Origin of the sequence: Lysinibacillus sp. FSL K6-0075, assembly GCF_038592945.1 — a bacterium.
Classification (GTDB): Bacteria; Bacillota; Bacilli; order Bacillales_A; family Planococcaceae; genus Lysinibacillus; species Lysinibacillus fusiformis_F.
Genome location: NZ_CP151947.1, coordinates 4,693,021 through 4,708,640, shown reverse-complemented (window position 1 = coordinate 4,708,640; position 15,620 = coordinate 4,693,021). Strand labels below are relative to the sequence as shown.

The 15,620-nt window shown below is 38.0% G+C and carries 17 protein-coding genes and 1 pseudogene; 12 read left to right on the top strand and 6 right to left on the bottom strand.

The features are described 5' to 3' along the window. The first annotated feature begins 82 nt into the window (after positions 1 to 82). Complete coding sequence (locus tag MHB65_RS23690) at positions 83 to 502, top strand: Rrf2 family transcriptional regulator (RefSeq protein WP_342441946.1); 420 nt, start codon at positions 83 to 85, stop codon at positions 500 to 502. 50 nt (positions 503 to 552) lie between these two features. On the opposite strand, the gene MHB65_RS23685 is transcribed toward MHB65_RS23690, so the two are convergent. Then, entirely contained in the window at positions 553 to 957 is a 405-nt protein-coding gene (locus MHB65_RS23685) for a carboxymuconolactone decarboxylase family protein (protein WP_048393996.1), read from the bottom strand. Between the two features lie 110 nt (positions 958 to 1,067). On the opposite strand from MHB65_RS23685, the gene MHB65_RS23680 reads away from it, so the two are divergent. From MHB65_RS23680 to MHB65_RS23655, 6 genes and pseudogenes are all read left to right on the top strand, one after another. Continuing rightward, entirely contained in the window at positions 1,068 to 1,487 is a 420-nt protein-coding gene (locus tag MHB65_RS23680; protein ID WP_342441945.1) for an Lrp/AsnC family transcriptional regulator, read from the top strand. Between the two features lie 15 nt (positions 1,488 to 1,502). Next, a complete protein-coding gene (locus MHB65_RS23675; RefSeq protein ID WP_342441944.1) occupies positions 1,503 to 1,838 on the top strand; it encodes a GNAT family N-acetyltransferase in 336 nt (111 codons plus the stop codon). Positions 1,839 to 1,859: 21 nt separating this feature from the next. Next, complete coding sequence (locus tag MHB65_RS23670; protein WP_342441943.1) at positions 1,860 to 2,027, top strand: hypothetical protein; 168 nt, start codon at positions 1,860 to 1,862, stop codon at positions 2,025 to 2,027. An 87-nt stretch (positions 2,028 to 2,114) separates the two neighbouring features. Then, a pseudogene (locus MHB65_RS23665) lies at positions 2,115 to 2,380 on the top strand (hypothetical protein). A 137-nt stretch (positions 2,381 to 2,517) separates the two neighbouring features. Further along, the gene (locus MHB65_RS23660) at positions 2,518 to 3,111 is read left to right on the top strand and encodes an NADPH-dependent FMN reductase (RefSeq protein ID WP_205446069.1); all 594 of its coding nucleotides are present in this window, start codon (positions 2,518 to 2,520) and stop codon (positions 3,109 to 3,111) included. A gap of 74 nt (positions 3,112 to 3,185) precedes the next feature. Further along, positions 3,186 to 4,124 carry a ring-cleaving dioxygenase gene (locus tag MHB65_RS23655; protein WP_342441942.1) on the top strand — a complete coding sequence of 313 codons (939 nt, stop codon included), beginning with the start codon at positions 3,186 to 3,188 and terminating at the stop codon, positions 4,122 to 4,124. 141 nt (positions 4,125 to 4,265) lie between these two features. On the opposite strand, the gene MHB65_RS23650 is transcribed toward MHB65_RS23655, so the two are convergent. Genes MHB65_RS23650 through MHB65_RS23640 form a run of 3 tightly spaced genes read right to left on the bottom strand, consistent with a single transcriptional unit; the run spans position 4,266 to position 7,489 of the window. Further along, positions 4,266 to 5,207, bottom strand: coding sequence for an alpha/beta hydrolase (locus MHB65_RS23650; protein ID WP_342441941.1), 942 nt, complete (start codon positions 5,205 to 5,207; stop codon positions 4,266 to 4,268). Positions 5,208 to 5,236: 29 nt separating this feature from the next. Then, positions 5,237 to 6,310, bottom strand: coding sequence for an LLM class flavin-dependent oxidoreductase (locus MHB65_RS23645; RefSeq protein ID WP_342441940.1), 1,074 nt, complete (start codon positions 6,308 to 6,310; stop codon positions 5,237 to 5,239). A gap of 3 nt (positions 6,311 to 6,313) precedes the next feature. After that, entirely contained in the window at positions 6,314 to 7,489 is a 1,176-nt protein-coding gene (locus MHB65_RS23640; RefSeq protein ID WP_342443787.1) for an MFS transporter, read from the bottom strand. 293 nt (positions 7,490 to 7,782) lie between these two features. On the opposite strand from MHB65_RS23640, the gene MHB65_RS23635 reads away from it, so the two are divergent. Together MHB65_RS23635 and MHB65_RS23630 are read left to right on the top strand one after the other, a co-directional pair. Further along, positions 7,783 to 8,364: a TetR/AcrR family transcriptional regulator gene (locus MHB65_RS23635; RefSeq protein ID WP_342441939.1), complete on the top strand. Its 582-nt coding sequence runs from the start codon at positions 7,783 to 7,785 to the stop codon at positions 8,362 to 8,364. A gap of 275 nt (positions 8,365 to 8,639) precedes the next feature. After that, positions 8,640 to 10,037, top strand: coding sequence for an amino acid permease (locus MHB65_RS23630; protein WP_342441938.1), 1,398 nt, complete (start codon positions 8,640 to 8,642; stop codon positions 10,035 to 10,037). 89 nt (positions 10,038 to 10,126) lie between these two features. On the opposite strand, the gene MHB65_RS23625 is transcribed toward MHB65_RS23630, so the two are convergent. Further along, positions 10,127 to 10,516: a RidA family protein gene (locus tag MHB65_RS23625; RefSeq protein WP_342441937.1), complete on the bottom strand. Its 390-nt coding sequence runs from the start codon at positions 10,514 to 10,516 to the stop codon at positions 10,127 to 10,129. A gap of 422 nt (positions 10,517 to 10,938) precedes the next feature. Here MHB65_RS23625 and MHB65_RS23620 point away from each other — a divergent pair, with 422 nt between their 5' ends. Continuing rightward, positions 10,939 to 11,991: an AI-2E family transporter gene (locus MHB65_RS23620; RefSeq protein ID WP_342441936.1), complete on the top strand. Its 1,053-nt coding sequence runs from the start codon at positions 10,939 to 10,941 to the stop codon at positions 11,989 to 11,991. Between the two features lie 330 nt (positions 11,992 to 12,321). On the opposite strand, the gene MHB65_RS23615 is transcribed toward MHB65_RS23620, so the two are convergent. Beyond that, on the bottom strand, positions 12,322 to 13,545 hold the full coding sequence (locus MHB65_RS23615) for an IS110 family transposase (RefSeq protein ID WP_342440652.1): 1,224 nt from the start codon (positions 13,543 to 13,545) through the stop codon (positions 12,322 to 12,324). 265 nt (positions 13,546 to 13,810) lie between these two features. Here MHB65_RS23615 and MHB65_RS23610 point away from each other — a divergent pair, with 265 nt between their 5' ends. Together MHB65_RS23610 and MHB65_RS23605 are read left to right on the top strand one after the other, a co-directional pair. Next, positions 13,811 to 14,344 carry a GNAT family protein gene (locus MHB65_RS23610; RefSeq protein WP_342441935.1) on the top strand — a complete coding sequence of 178 codons (534 nt, stop codon included), beginning with the start codon at positions 13,811 to 13,813 and terminating at the stop codon, positions 14,342 to 14,344. Positions 14,345 to 14,584: 240 nt separating this feature from the next. Further along, positions 14,585 to 15,616, top strand: a complete 1,032-nt coding sequence (locus MHB65_RS23605; protein WP_342441934.1) for a S66 peptidase family protein — start codon at positions 14,585 to 14,587, stop codon at positions 15,614 to 15,616. The last annotated feature ends 4 nt before the right edge of the window (positions 15,617 to 15,620 follow it).

Below are 15,620 nucleotides of genomic sequence, written 5' to 3'. Positions count from 1 at the left end.
ATACAAAACATGCTTTTTTCTTTAATTATGGTAGAATGTGTTTTAATTGCAGATAGTAAAGGTCCTGAATGAAGGGTGATGAATGATGAAGTATTCAAAAGCAACAAACTATGCTTTACATACAATGGTGTTTTTAACACGCAATCCTAAAGGGAAATCAATGAGTGTCGAGTCTTTAGCAGAAGTACAAAAATTATCTCCAACCTATCTATCGAAAATATTAACAAAGCTTGTGAAGGCAGGTTTAATTGAGTCGAATCCAGGTGTTAATGGTGGTTACCGTATTTCTAAGCGCCCCCAAGAAATTTCGTTTTTAGAGGTGATATATGCGATTGAAGGACAAACCTCATTATTTAGTTGTTCTTCTGATCACGAAGATTCCTTCCATCATCAAGGCTGTCTCATTGAGCAAGTGATGGTAGATGCTGAGAATAATATGAAAGAAGAGTTGAGTAAGAAATTTATTATAGATATAGCTAATAAAATCGATTTAAAAGGATAGCATATTGAATTGAGTGAATCGGAACTAGGGGTTTCTCCCCTAGCTCCTTATTATTTTAATTGCATAAGAGCACCAAAATATTGCTGTGCTGTCGTGAAGCAAATAAATGCTAGTAGCTCGCTAATCTCGGCTTCTGTTAAATAATCCTTTAAGACAGCCGTGACATTGGGGGCGGTGTGCCCCTTAGCAGCTAAGAATGCTTCCGCAAAACCTGTGCATACTGCCGTTTTCTCATCATAGTTCTGGGGATCAGGCTTGCCTTTTGCCTGACAATACTGACAGCCATTTTTTTGAGCTAAAGTTTTTCGAACCTCTTCTTTTAATGAAGCGGATAGATGCCCGTCTTTTTCGAGTACCTCCCCCAACTGCTGCCAGTGCAGCTGAATTCCCTTGTTGTAGCCTAATAATTGTTGAAAGGGTGTTAAGCCCTTGTCATATAATTGAATAAGCGTCATCAATCATTCCTCCTTCTATTAATTAGTGTAAAATGTTCATAACGAAGTTAACATATCAATTCGAAGGGAAATATGATTGTTTTCCTTCAAAAAGAAGGGGTATTTACAAAATGGATTTCATTAACGAAATGATACTTAAAGAATTAAAAGAAGATAGTCGAATTTCTATGAGCGAGCTAGGGAGAAGGGTTCACTTATCTGCACCAGCAGTTCGCGAAAGAATACGGCAATTAGAGGAACAGAACGTTATTAAGAGGTATACATTGGATATTAATAAAAAAGCATTGGGTTATCCAATTGACGCTATTGTTGAAGCGACAATCAAAAATAACCGCTATGCAGACTTTAAAGAACATCTGAAGGTTTATACAAATATAGACTTCTGCTATCGCATTTCAGGTGAGTCATGTTTTTTATTAAAGGGGCATTTTCAATCTTTTCCTGATGTAGAGCAGTTTATTGATGCATTACAGCCATATGCGCATACAAAAACTAACTTTATTTTTTCAGATATATGTGAGGACAAATAAAGGAAGGAAATAGTTATGGAAATCAAATTATTTAAAGAAGAAATTGATGATTTAGTTCATTTGTTAACGCAAAATAAATGGTTGTATCACACCAATCCATACATAAAAGAAGAGGCTGTTCGAGCCGCATACGTAGAGGGATACTATCAGAACAATCGTGAAACACATTGGATACTTGAAGATGGAGAAAAAGTTGGCGTGATCTTTATTCATGATATAAACGATACGATCCCTCTTTTTGATCTGCGCTTAGATGCAAATGTTCGAGGCAAAGGATACGGTGTCAAAGCACTTCATTGGCTACAAGAATACCTGTTTGGCGAAAGAGGGAAGATTCGCATTGAAGGCTAGACAAGAGTTGATAATATCGGAATGCGAAAATGCTTTAGTAAAGCTGGCTTTGTGAAGGAAGGGTATTTAAGAAATGCTTGGGAAAATGAAGATGGTACCGTGACAGATAGTATTGTCTATGGTGCCATTAAAGATGATTGGGTAGTAGGGAAATCAACGCCAATAAAAATGGATGAAGTCCCATTTTAAAGTGTTTGAGAGGAATTTTAGCATGGAAAAGACGTATTAACTGCTTTAAGAAAATCATGGTCCATTCAATCGAGTTCTAAATGATGTGTGGACAACCCTGCAAAAGGACAATGTAGCGTCACTTCATTAGTTGTACAGGATATTCTTGGCGGAGAAAATTAGAAAGACATTTCTCGAGGAGGGCTGGCACTTTTCTAATGTCATGAATGGAGAAAGAAAGGATTTCTCCATATCGAATCGACTACCAAGACATTGAATCAAATAGAGTAGAGGCTTTTCAAGATACCAATGATAGTCAATATCGTTATTTAACATCACATGTTTATAAGCTTTTAGGGAAGGCAGAGAATTAATTTTCTCTGCCTTTTTAAATTTAAAAACAAAGTTGTTGACGTTTATAAAAATATCGTGTTATCATTATCTCGAATTCAAGATATATAAATTCAAGATAAATGAATTCGAACCTTTAGCTTCGTCAGGAGGTATAATAATGGGGTTTTTTAATAAATTTTTTAGCTCAAAAAAAGAGGAGGAACAAACAATGGCAGAATTAAATATCGGTATTATTATTGGATCAACTCGTGAGGGTCGTGTAAGCCCCCAAGTAGCACAATGGGTAAAGGAAATCGCAGATCAACGCGGTGACGCAAACTATACAGTGATTGATATTGCTGATTATAAATTGCCATTATTAGGTGAGCCAGGGCAGGATGCTTCGGGCGCACAAGCTTGGTCAGAAATTATTGCTAAACAAGATGGTTTTGTGTTCATCGTACAAGAATACAATCACTCCATTACAGGGGCATTAAAAAATGCACTAGACTATTTACGTGTTGAATGGAATAACAAAGCTGCAGGAATCGTTTCTTATGGCTCTGTAGGTGGTGCTCGTGCAGCGGAACATCTACGTGGGATTATGGGAGAGCTTTTAATCGCAGACGTACGTGTTCACCCAGCCTTATCTTTATTCACAGATTTTGAGAATGGAACAGACTTTAAACCAAAAGATGTTCAAACGGATTCAGTGAATCAAATGTTAGATCAATTAATCCCATGGTCTAAGGCGTTATATACAATTCGCTAAGATTTACAGATTGAGGTAGATATTAATTGGGCACAGTATAGGTGAGAAAAATAGTCATGAAAGGGCTTGTTAACATGAAGAAACATACAGCAGGTATTCACCATATCACAGCGATCGTAGGACATCCGCAAGAGAATATTGATTTTTATGCAGGCGTATTAGGCTTACGTTTAGTAAAGCAAACAGTAAACTTCGATGATCCTGGCACATATCATTTATATTTCGGTGACAAAGGTGGGAAACCAGGAACAATCATTACCTTCTTCCCTTGGGCTAATGCTTATCAAGGACGTATTGGTGATGGTCAGGTTGGCGTTACAACGTATGTTGTACCAGAAGGGGCACTGCCATTTTGGGTTAATCGCTTAGCGAAATTCTCGGTTCCTTTCCAAAAAGCTGAACGTTTTGGTGAGCAAGTCATTCAATTCGATGATCCACATGGTTTGCATATTGAACTCGTGGCACGTGCGGAAGGCGAGTTCAACGAATGGACATTTGGTGAAGTGACACCAGAGGTTGCTATTAAAGGTTTTGGTGGGGCTACACTATACTCAAGTCATCCAGAAGAAACTGCAAAAGTTTTAACAGAGGTAATGGGTCTTGAAAAAGTAGCGACAGAAGGTGACTATACGCGTTTTACATCTAGTGCAGAAATCGGCAATACAGTGGATTTAAAAACGACTGCAGGTCAACGTGGTCAAATGGGTGTAGGGACGGTTCACCATATTGCGTGGAGAGCTCAAGATAATACAGATCATTTAGAATGGCAAGAGTATGTGATGAATCAAGGACAACATGTAACGGAAGTAAAGGATCGTCATTATTTTAATGCAATTTATTTCCGTGAACCTGGCGAAATTTTATTTGAAATCGCTACAGATCCTCCTGGATTTGCTCATGACGAGACACCAGAGACAATGGGTAGCCAATTAATGTTGCCACCTCAGTACGAGCAGCATCGTGAACAACTAGAAAGAACATTAATCCCGATTAAAGTACGTGAGCTTGAATAAGCAGGCTTGCGGGATCAAACTAAGCTAAAGTTGGCGGGATTTTGAGATAGAAAGTCCACAATAGATATACAATTAATGCGAAAATGTTGATAGCTAACATTTTCGCATTTTTTATCTTTTTATTAGAAGCCGAAGTGCTAATCAAAAATTGAGTGCGCGTGCCATGGCATCTAAATAATTCTGAATAGCCTGCTGACTTACTTTTGCTTCAGGCACAAAGACCTCAAAACAATGGTAACTGCCAGGGTAGAGGTGGAATTCAACATCGACTCCTGCCTGTGCAAGGCGTGTTACATAATCAATGGTTTCATCACGAAATAAATCAAGCTGGCCGATACATATATAGGTTGGCGGTAATCCTGCTAAGTTTTCAGCTCTTGCAGGGACCGCATACGGGGAAAGGGCATTGATGTCCTTTTCTTCTCCTAAGTACCAACGCCAAGCAGTCAAATTATTTGTTCTACTCCATGTTGCATGATCATCAATAATCTCATAGCTGGAAGGTGTTATATTTCGGTTATCAAGCATCGGATACAGTGGCATCTGGAATATAATTGCTGGTCCTCCTTTATCACGAGCCATTAATGCAAGTGCTGCTGTTAATCCTCCACCACCGCTTGCACCAGCAATTGCCACCCGTTTGACATCGATACCAAGTGATTGGTCCTTATTAGTCATCCAAACTAATCCAGCATAACAATCTTCAATAGCCGCTGGGTAGGGATGTTCAGGCGCTAGTCGGTAATCGATGGATACGACAACGCAGTTAGCTGTCTCAACAAAGCGTTCACATAAAACATCATCCATATCAGGGTGTCCCATGACAAAGCCGCCTCCGTGAATCCAAAGCATAGCTGGAAGTTTATCCTGTTTCCGTTTAGCTGGCTCATAGATTTTAACCAGCATTTCATTCCCGTCACCTCTAGGAATCATACGGTTGGTCGTAATTACATGTTCTGATTTTTTCGAAGGTGGATTGGACAAGAGACTTCGACTCCAAGTTAAATCCTCCTCCAATCGAAAGCCAGGAAATTCTGAGTAAGCCTGCCTTAATTCTGGTAAGACTCGGTTAATAATGGTCATATAAATTCCTCCTGTTGAATAATAAAATCTTAAAGAAATGGCTTTCCTTCTAGAGCCATTTCAGCTTCCCATTTGGCGACTTCCTCACGTACACGAGGAGCAACTTCTGTTCCAAGTAGTTCTATAGCTTGCATGACTTGAGCATGTGGCATGGTACTTAAAGGCACGTATAGCATAAACCGTGTAATTCCTACATGTTTACGAAGATGAATAATTTTTTCAGCAACTGTATTTGGATCACCAACATATAATGCTCCTTCAAAGCTTCTTGCAGCATCATAACTAGAACGGTCATAATAAGGCCAGCCTCTTTCCTTGCCTAATTTATTCATACCAGCCATTGTTGATGGGAAAAATGTGTCTGCTGCCCATTCCGTATTCGGTCCAACAAAACCTATTGAATGAGAACCTATCTGAAGTTTTGATAAATCATGACCTGCATGAAGCGCTGCCTTTTTATATAACTGTACAATCGGTGCAAATTGCATTGGGCTGCCACCAATAATTGCTAGCATAAGGGGTAATCCTAAAAGGCCAGCACGCATAGCAGATTGTTGATTTCCTCCACTAGCCACCCAGATTGGGAGAGACTCTTGAACCGGTCTAGGATACACACCTAAATGTTTGATTGCTGGTCGATGTCTACCTTCCCAAACTACTTTCTCAGACTGACGAATTTTGAGTAGTAAGTCTAAATGTTCCTCAAATAATTCATCATAATCCTGTAAATCGTAGCCAAATAAGGGAAAGGATTCGATAAAGGAACCACGACCTGCCATGATCTCTGCACGTCCATTTGATAGTCCATCCAATGTGGCAAAATCCTGAAAGACACGTACAGGATCAGCCGAAGAAAGGACAGTTACTGCACTTGTGAGTCGAATGTTTTTCGTTTGGGAAGCAGCGGCAGATAGTACCATTGCGGGAGAGGATGCAGCATAATCTTCGCGATGATGCTCGCCTATGCCAAAGACATCCAATCCTACTTGATCTGCAAGAATGATTTCTTCTACAACTTCACGTAAACGCTGTGCATGACTAATTACTTCACCACTGTGAACGTCTGGTTTTGTTTCTACGAAAGAAGTAATTCCTATTTCCATTTGTTATCTCTCCGAATCAATTGAATTTGTAAATCGTTTTGTAGTTGCCCAAAAAAGAAGAGCAATTGTACTAATCGAGGCGCCAAGTAAGCAAACTCCTCCCCAACCAAAATGCGCATACATTTGAGTTGAAGCGATTGAACCACTAGCACTGCCAATAGAATAGAACACCATATAGCCTGCGGTCAGTCGACTTCGTGCTTCTGTACGCAATGGGAGAATCATTGTCTGATTGGTGACATGTATCGCCTGCACTGCTAAGTCAAGCAACACAATCCCAATAATTAATGCCAAGAACGACTTTTCTAAATAATTAATAAATATCCAGGAGATAGGTAAAAGCGTTAAAGCAATACCTGTCGTTCGTTGACCATAGCCTTGGTCAGCAAATTTCCCCGCCTGTGCGGCAGCTAATGCACCAGCCACTCCAACAAGACCAAAAGCGCCAATTACAGTGTGTGATAGAGCTAATGGTGGTGCACTAAGTGGCAGAACCAGTGGCGTCCATAAAATACTGAAATCGGCAAAAATCAGCATAGCTAGAATAGAGCGGATACGTAATGTTCGTTCTTGAATAAACAGCGTGAACACGGATTGAATTAGCTGAAGATAGGATAGTGATTTTACTTCACGCTCGTCCCGTGGTAACACTTTTATAAACATCCCAACCATTAGAAGCATCAGAGCGGCGGAGACTAGATAGACAGAGCGCCACCCTGCAAGGTCTGTTACTAACCCAGCAAAGGTACGAGCAAGTAGTATGCCAATGACAATGCCACTTGTAACAATGCCTACGACACGACCTCGTTCTGTAGAGGAAGCTATAGTTGCAGCGAACGCCACAAGGGTTTGAGTCACGACTGCAAGTAGACCAACTAAGGCCATACCCACGAATAGCACTACAACATAGGAGGCAGTAGCGACTATAAACAAAGCCACGGTGGATAATAGCATTTGTCCAATAATTAAGCGTCGTTGGTTTAGTAAATCTCCAAGTGGTACTAGAAGTAGTAAGCCTAGACCATAAAAAATTTGCGTGATAGTAATAATCAAACCAATAATCGATTGATCAATAGCAAAATCATTAGATAATTCATCTAGCAGCGGCTGAGCAAAATAAATATTGGCGACAGACATTCCGCAGGCTGTAGCGAATAATAATGTTACAGCTCGGGGCATAGAAGACGGTTGATTTATATGAAGTGCATCATTTGCTTTGTCCACACTGTAACCTCCATTCCTAATTGAATTGTAATTATAACATACCGTTCGGTATAAAATAATTATTGGTAAATATATCTTAACTATATTTGTTTTGTCAATATTTATTTGGAATTTATTTTTTGTTTAATTCGATTGATGAAATGAAATTGACAATAAAAAGAGCCACATATAAAATAATTACATACTGTTTGGTATTGTAAAATATAGTGATTAACTTACTATTTCTTTCTAATGGGGGTGTATCAATAATGGCAAGAACTCGTGAATTTGATGAGGCAAAAGTGTTAGAGGCAGCAATGCAGTTATTTTGGGAGAAGGGATATGAAGCAACTTCTTTAAGTGATCTTACAGCTAGAATGGGGATTCAGCGTCCTAGTATTTATTCAACCTTTGGTGATAAAAAGGAGCTATTTGAAGCGGCACTTCGTAGATATACCACATCACGGGCGTCCGAAATACGGGCTAAACTTCAAAGTTATACCTCCGTAAAACAGGCGTTTTCTATATTTTTTGAAGAAGTAATTACTGCTGAATATACGAAAGATCTTAGTAATGGCTGCTTTTGTATCAATACAATGGTTGAATTAGCGCCACATGACGAGAAGTTCGAAATCTTGACGAGAGAGCATCAACTCTATCTATCAGTAATTTTTCAGGAGACAATTGAACGAGGAATTCAATCAGGAGAGTTAGAGGAAGACACGGATGCAAAATCTTTAGCGCAGGCATTAATTGTTGCGTTAATAGGTTTAACAGTTATGCTGAAATCCCAGCCACAACGTTCATTTGTTGATAATGCCATTGCAACGACGCTGACATTGCTTAAATGAATGGATAAAACTATTAAAAGTATAAAATTAAGTAGTTTCTGTAACCCTTTATAATAATATTTTAAAGGGTTTTTTGCGATTCATTTTCATGAGGAAAGAAAAAATTTAATAAAACAGATTGATTTATGATGGCACACAAATTATTCTAATAAAAATGAATTATTATAATAATCTAATCATTGACTATATTTAGAAAATTATATAATATACTAATTATTATTAAAAATGTATAAAAATGATAGAAACTATCTTTTAGTGAAAGTGGAGTGGTTATTATGGCGAATTTTCTACGAACAAAGTCAATCGAGCAGGCCAATAAGATAACTGAAGTAGAACGCTTTAAACTTAAGCGAGAACTGGGATCATGGCAGTTAATGCTATATGTTTTAGGGGCTACAATAGGGGCAGGGATATTTGTATTGCCTGGAACGACTGCTGCTTTACATGCGGGTCCAGGGGTAATTGTTTCTTTCCTCATTGGTGGACTAGTGACAATTGCTGTTGGACTAGCTTATGTTGAATTTGCAGCAATGGCCCCCGTCGCCGGAAGCGCTTACACCTATTCTTATATTGCATTAGGTGAAATTATTGCATGGATGATCGGATGGGATTTATTATTGGAATTTACCGTAATTGCTAGTACAGTGGCTGTTGGCTGGAGCGGTTATGTAGATTCATTTTTACAATCGATCGGTATCCATTTACCAGCAGTTCTAACAAAAGATATTGCACATGGCGGAATAGTCAATCTACCAGCAGTCATTGGGTGGTTGATCGTAGCTTGGATTGCGTTAAGCGGTATTAAAAATGTTGGTCGTTCAAATACATTATTTACAATTGCGAAGGTTGGAGCGATTATCTTGTTCCTTGCTATAGGAACTTTCCATGTGAATCCTGTAAACTGGACGCCATTTACACCATTTGGTTGGTCGGGTGTCATGGCAGGAGCAGCATTAGTATTCTTTGCCTTTACAGGTTTTGATGGGGTGACAACAGTACTTGAAGAGGTGAAAAATCCACAAAAGACAATACCAAAAGCATTAATTGGGGGACTAAGTGTTTTAACACTTATTTATGCTCTTGTAGCAGCAATTTTGACAGGGATTGTACCATTCCCTGATTTAGATGTTCCAAACCCAACTGTGTTTGCCTTACAATCTGTTGGAATTCAGTGGGGAGGTGCAATTATTGCTGTAGCAGTTATCTTTGGGTTACTTGCAACAATGATTGCTAATACAACGAGTGCTACACGTGTTCTGTTTGCGATGAGCCGTGATGGACTTCTCCCTGAGCGAATTGCACAAACTAATAAAAAGACTGGCGTACCTGTATTATCAATTGTCATTGTTGTATTGACAGGTATTTTATTATCAGGATTTTTATCTATCGGTGAATTAGCGGAATTTGCTAACATTGGGGGTCTAACAGCATTTGCTTTAACGACAGTTAGTGTAATTGTTCTTCGTTACACACGACCAGAACAACCACGTGCGTTTAAAGTTCCAGCAATCTGGCTTGTAGGAATCGTTGGGGTTGGGGGTTCATTAGCGCTAATCTTTAGTCTTCCACTATTTACAATTCTACGCTTTTTCATTTGGCTGTTCATAGGTTTAGTTGTTTACTTATTGTATGGCTATAAACATGCTAAAATAAGCTCTACTGATAAAGAGTAATAATAAAATGCGACCCCTTTAGAGCCATCTAAAGGGGTGTTTTCTATAAACAATTCACATATTTCTATAACATTCAACATAATATGAGCTTATAATTCCTTACAAGCCCATGCATCAATCTCAACCTTTAAAGCAGGCGTAGCGAGTGCAACGACATACATTAATGTTGTGCATGGAAGATGTTCCCCGAAAAAGTCACTGATCATTTCCTTTCGTTGATTAGCATCCATATCTCCCACTAAATAAAATACGAGCTTTGTGATATCTTGAACCTCCATATCGGCACTATCTAGATTTTTTTTAATATTTTCTAGTGCCACCTTCAACTGAGCTGTTGCATCTTCAGGTATAGTTCCATCTGGCATCATGCCGATTTGTCCAGATAATGTTAACCATCGCTGTGGGTCAGTCACTTCAATTTGATGAACATAAGGAGCAACGGGTGGATGAATGTTCTGAGGGTTTCTCGCAATTTTCATAGAATCAGTCCTTGTCTCTGTTTAATTTATATCTCTAATCAAAATAGCATAATGTAACAGTTGATAAAAGTTCTATACAAATACCATTATAAAAGAACATACAAATTGGATATGCGGGTTTAAAGGGTTATAATAGATTTATAGAATTTAGGCTAATACGCTGGTAAAGCTTTCACAAAGGATAAAAGTATCGACTTTTTAATTTGACAAGACATACAATTCACTTCACCCCCGCCTAAGGTTTTATACAGACACTTCTAAAAGAAACATAAATTTCGTCTTATTTTGAAGGTAGATGGCTATACTCATTAAATGAGAGGGAAATTTTTACATAAGAATGATGCGTATTGTTATAAATCAATTTTATAGTGTAGCCCTAGGTAGCAGAGGCAGCGAGGCCGTTTTGTAGAAGGAGTGAATAAATGAATAATTTCTTTCGGAGTAATGGATTTAAGCGTTTTATTATTCTAGTTGGGATTGCTCTTGCATTATATTTAATGCGTAGTATGATCAATCTAATTTTACTTACGTTTATTATTACTTATTTGATGAACCAGCTTACTACGAAGACTACGAAAAGCATAAGAAAATATACGCCGATGAATGAAAAAGCTGTGACGGTAACGTTATACCTTTTACTTGTTGCGGGTATTGTAGCAGTCATTTACAAATATTTACCGATTGTGACCCAGCAAATCACGCAGCTTTTCGACCTCATTGCAAGCTTTAATCTCGATCCAGATGACAATGAGATTGCGAGATACTTAGCACCAACTTTTGAGAAAATAGAGCTGGGGAAATATTTAGAGCAAGGTGTGGATTTAACTCTTAAAAATATTACGAATATTGGTAAAATCATTATGCAAATTTTGATTTCTCTAATATTAAGTTTATTCATCTTGTTAGAAAAGAATCGTATTATTGAATTTACAGCCAAGTTTAAGGATAGTAAAATTGGTGCGCTTTACGATGAACTTCATTATTTCTCAAGAATATTCATCCGCTCATTTGGAAAAGTAATTGAGGCACAATTTATTATTGCTGCAGTCAACTGTGTGTTATCAGTAATTGCCCTTTCTATTATGGGCTTCCCACATCTGATTGCCCTTGGGATTATGCTCTTTATTTTAGGCTTAGTTCCAGTCGCAGGAGTTATCATTTCGTTAATACCATTAAGTATTATCGCCTATAGCATTGGTGGCTTGATGTACATCGTCTACATTTTAGTCATTGTCATGGTATTGCATGCTATTGAAGCTTACTTCTTAAATCCAAAGCTTATGTCCGCAAAAACAGATTTACCGATTTTCTATACGTTTATGGTCATTCTCTTCTCTGAGCATTTCCTGGGTGTATGGGGACTAATCATAGGTATTCCACTATTTATGTTCCTGCTTGATATTCTAGGTGTAACTTCCTCGGAAGACCCTGTGAAGAAATCGGTGAAGGTACCCACTGAAAAACAAATAGAATAGTTCTAACAAAGAGGCTGGGACAGAACTCGATTATTTTGAAAAATAACGAAAACAGATAATAACTTTTTCGCTTCAATGAGTAGAGTGCTCCTTCCTAAATCAAAAAAATGTTAGACCCAAATGCAATCGGTCTAACATTTTTTCTTTTTGTCCCAGCCTCTATTTCTTACGATTAGTCAACTTTATTTAATGAATAATTTATATTTTTATGAGTGTGAAGTGGTGAGGGATATCCCTCATCACTTCACACTCATTTTTAGATACGCCAAAAAGACCTGACGATTTTTATTTTTTTCGAAAGGTCATTATGATATAGTTCTATGTAGGTGATTACGATTTCTGAGCTGGTAGTGCGGACTCATAATCGTAAAGAATGCCACGCGTCAGTAACTGAAATGTCACTTTCAGAAACTTATTGATGCAGGCGATGATCGCAACCTTATGAGGCTTCCTCTGAGGTTGCTTTTTTAATTTGTAGTAATAGTCCACAAAATGATTCGGTTTTCCTTTAGCCATAAGCATTGCGCACACCATAAAATATAAAATCTTTCGTAAATGTTTGTTTCCTCGTTTATTAATTCTGTCTCGATATTGCATATTCCCAGACTGGTACCGCATAATATCAATGCCTGCGTAAGCGTTCAGTTGTTTCGCATTTTGAAAGCGGTGGATGTCACCAATCTCTCCAATTAATCGGCACGCCGTTGAATCGCCAATTCCAGGAATCGATCGAAATACTAGATATTCTTTTCGTCCTTCCGACAATTCCACCATCTGTTTCACAAGCGTATCTTTCTTCTCTTGTAAATCCGCAATGCGAGCTGCGTAATCTCGTGCTTGATCACAACGAATATCTGTTGGTTTAATCGCGGGGTAACTATTTTCAGCTGCTTCTAATAATGTAATAGCTTTAGCCTCCGCACGCATTAGCGAGAGGTTTTTTCGCGTATTGGCCTTTAAACGATTTTTAATCATCGTTTTTGAATGGGCTTGTAAAAGTGCGGGGTGTGGATAGAGTTGTACAATATTTAAAAATAGTGCTGAACTCGGTGTAATCAGCTTTTCTAATTCTGGAAAACTCAGCTGTAAAATGGCATGCATTCTACTTTTGAGTAAAATGATTTCTTCATCAATTTCATCGTAGTAACGAGTCAGTGCACGCATCTGTTCATAATAATCGTCTTGTATGTACGTTATTTCGCGTTCCATTTTAAAATGAGTCTTCGCAAGTTCATGGGCATCACTAATATCGGTTTTATGACGACGCATCGTTGCCATCTGTAAATTCGCTTCAAGTGGATTCATGCGGCAGTATGCGTAGCCGTAATCTTTGAAAAATGCTTCGATAGGTTTTGAATAGGTACCTGTTGCTTCAAATACGATAGCTGGTGCTTGTCCATCTTGTTTTGACATCTCTACTATTCGTTCGTGTAATCGCTCAAAATCACCGCGTGTATGAAGTAGCACACCTTCGAATTCACATTGGCGGTGACCATCATAAATCGCAACAGTACTTTTTCCTTTACTGACATCTAACGCAATGACATGTTTCATCTCATTCTTCTCCTTTTGACCAATCATAGAAGCCTTCACAGTACCTTATCGATTCCACTTTCTTATACACGATCTCTTGGACCCAACATACTAAACTGATTCATATAAGGGCATGAAGTTAGCCGGTTTAATATACGGACTCACAAATGGTCCCAGAGGCTGGTCGGCTTTTCTTCACTTCTACTATAAAAAAATAGTAGCACAAACCATGGCCTTGGTTTGTACTACTAATGTTAGTATGTTTAATGCACAAGAGGTGTTTAGAATGATAAAAGGTCAACAGGTTTATTTAAGAGAAATTCGTGAGGATGATAGCGATAGTATTGTAAGATGCTTTCAAAATGAAGAAATCATGTATATGACCGGAACACGGAACATTTTAACAAAGGAACAAATCAAAGAGGCTATTATACGCTTTAAAGGAGATTCTTCTCGCTATGATTTTGCTATTTGCTTAGTCGATAATGATCAGGTGATTGGCGATTTGGCGATTATGGAAGTGGATTTAGATAATAAAAAGGCGATGTTCCGTATAGCTTTACATGGTATAGAGGATTGTGGTAAAGGTTTTGGGTCAGAAGCAGTTAGACTTGCTCAAAGATTTACATTTGAGGAGCTAAATTTGAACCGCTTAGAATTACAGGTCTACTCACATAATAGTAGAGGAATTAAATCCTATGAAAAGGTCGGGTTTAAAAAAGAAGGTGTTTTGAGACAGGCTCTGTTTATGAACAATACTTTTTCTGATGAAATCATTATGAGTATGTTGCGTGATGAGTATATGAAACTACAAAATTAGAAATTTAACCAGCACAGATTTTTGTGTTGGTTTTTTTTCTTAACGCAAGTATAATTGGTAAAAATTACTTATTACTTTATTTTTGTGTGAAGGACAGAAATAGTCTCGAAATTTTTCACTGCTGTATCATTAGTTAAAATGCATTCTAAATCTGATATAGCAAAACGAATAAAGAGACCTAGAATCGGTTTGCTGTTGTAGAAACAGTCACTTTTTTGCAGAGTAAAGGAGAGATGGTAAATGAAAATACAATATCCTACTTTAAAAATGCCTCTAACGATTGGCGTGACAGCACCATCTAGTGGAGTTGAACAGCATCTTCATCTATTAATAACAGAGGCTGAAAAACAATTAATACAAAGAGGAATGAAAGTTATTATTGGAAATACTACCTGGACGCAGTTTAAAGGTAGAAGTACAACAAAAGAAAAGCGCGTCTCTGAACTGATGGACTATTTATTGGATGAGAGTATAGATGTCGTTATGCCACCATGGGGGGGCAGTTTTCTAATGGAGATATTACCTCTAATCGATTGGGACGAATTAAAAAAAGCAGGTCCCAAATGGATATTAGGCTATTCAGATATTAGTACTTTATCTTTTGTATACACAACCAAGACAGGATACGCATCTGCACATGGAGTGAATTTTACTGAATTATCAGCACCTCAATGGGATGAACTTTCTTCTAAATGGATAGATGTGATTTCATGTAAGGTTGGTCATTCAATAACTCAAAGCTCTTCTAACTATTTTCAATCGAGCTGGGAGCAAGTTTATAAAAATCCAGCTACAGGATTCTATTTCGACAATGCAACCGAATGGAAAGTTCTAAACCAAGAGTTTAGTAATCGTATGACAGGTAGGTTGATAGGTGGCTGTTTAAATACATTGCAAATTCTTATAGGTACACCCTTCGATTACGTCCAATCCTTTATTAACGAATATTGTTCTGAAGAGGGAACAATATGGTATTTAGAAAGTGTTGGTATGGATGCAGCAAAAATTTACCGAGCTTTGTGGCAACTAAAGTATAATGGTTGGTTCAATAAATGTAATGGTGTCCTAATCGGGAGAGCAGGACTATATGAAAATCTAGGGGACTTTACATTAGCGGATGCACTACAAGATATCTTTGATGATATGAAAATACCAGTTTTCTATGAAGTAGATATTGGACACGTACCCCCACAATTAATTCTAGTGAATGGAGCAGTTGGTGAAGTAGTTATTGAAGAAGGAAGAGGCACACTAAAAATGCAATTTTGCTAGGCAA

Excerpts from the sequence above, each read along its gene's own strand:
- MHB65_RS23690 (WP_342441946.1), top strand. The coding sequence starts at position 83 with ATGATGAAGTATTCAAAAGCAACAAACTATGCTTTACATACAATGGTG.
- MHB65_RS23685 (WP_048393996.1), bottom strand. The coding sequence starts at position 957 with ATGACGCTTATTCAATTATATGACAAGGGCTTAACACCCTTTCAACAA.
- MHB65_RS23680 (WP_342441945.1), top strand. The coding sequence starts at position 1,068 with ATGGATTTCATTAACGAAATGATACTTAAAGAATTAAAAGAAGATAGT.
- MHB65_RS23675 (WP_342441944.1), top strand. The coding sequence starts at position 1,503 with ATGGAAATCAAATTATTTAAAGAAGAAATTGATGATTTAGTTCATTTG.
- MHB65_RS23670 (WP_342441943.1), top strand. The coding sequence starts at position 1,860 with ATGCGAAAATGCTTTAGTAAAGCTGGCTTTGTGAAGGAAGGGTATTTA.
- MHB65_RS23660 (WP_205446069.1), top strand. The coding sequence starts at position 2,518 with ATGGGGTTTTTTAATAAATTTTTTAGCTCAAAAAAAGAGGAGGAACAA.
- MHB65_RS23655 (WP_342441942.1), top strand. The coding sequence starts at position 3,186 with ATGAAGAAACATACAGCAGGTATTCACCATATCACAGCGATCGTAGGA.
- MHB65_RS23650 (WP_342441941.1), bottom strand. The coding sequence starts at position 5,207 with ATGACCATTATTAACCGAGTCTTACCAGAATTAAGGCAGGCTTACTCA.
- MHB65_RS23645 (WP_342441940.1), bottom strand. The coding sequence starts at position 6,310 with ATGGAAATAGGAATTACTTCTTTCGTAGAAACAAAACCAGACGTTCAC.
- MHB65_RS23640 (WP_342443787.1), bottom strand. The coding sequence starts at position 7,489 with ATGCCCCGAGCTGTAACATTATTATTCGCTACAGCCTGCGGAATGTCT.
- MHB65_RS23635 (WP_342441939.1), top strand. The coding sequence starts at position 7,783 with ATGGCAAGAACTCGTGAATTTGATGAGGCAAAAGTGTTAGAGGCAGCA.
- MHB65_RS23630 (WP_342441938.1), top strand. The coding sequence starts at position 8,640 with ATGGCGAATTTTCTACGAACAAAGTCAATCGAGCAGGCCAATAAGATA.
- MHB65_RS23625 (WP_342441937.1), bottom strand. The coding sequence starts at position 10,516 with ATGAAAATTGCGAGAAACCCTCAGAACATTCATCCACCCGTTGCTCCT.
- MHB65_RS23620 (WP_342441936.1), top strand. The coding sequence starts at position 10,939 with ATGAATAATTTCTTTCGGAGTAATGGATTTAAGCGTTTTATTATTCTA.
- MHB65_RS23615 (WP_342440652.1), bottom strand. The coding sequence starts at position 13,545 with ATGAAACATGTCATTGCGTTAGATGTCAGTAAAGGAAAAAGTACTGTT.
- MHB65_RS23610 (WP_342441935.1), top strand. The coding sequence starts at position 13,811 with ATGATAAAAGGTCAACAGGTTTATTTAAGAGAAATTCGTGAGGATGAT.
- MHB65_RS23605 (WP_342441934.1), top strand. The coding sequence starts at position 14,585 with ATGAAAATACAATATCCTACTTTAAAAATGCCTCTAACGATTGGCGTG.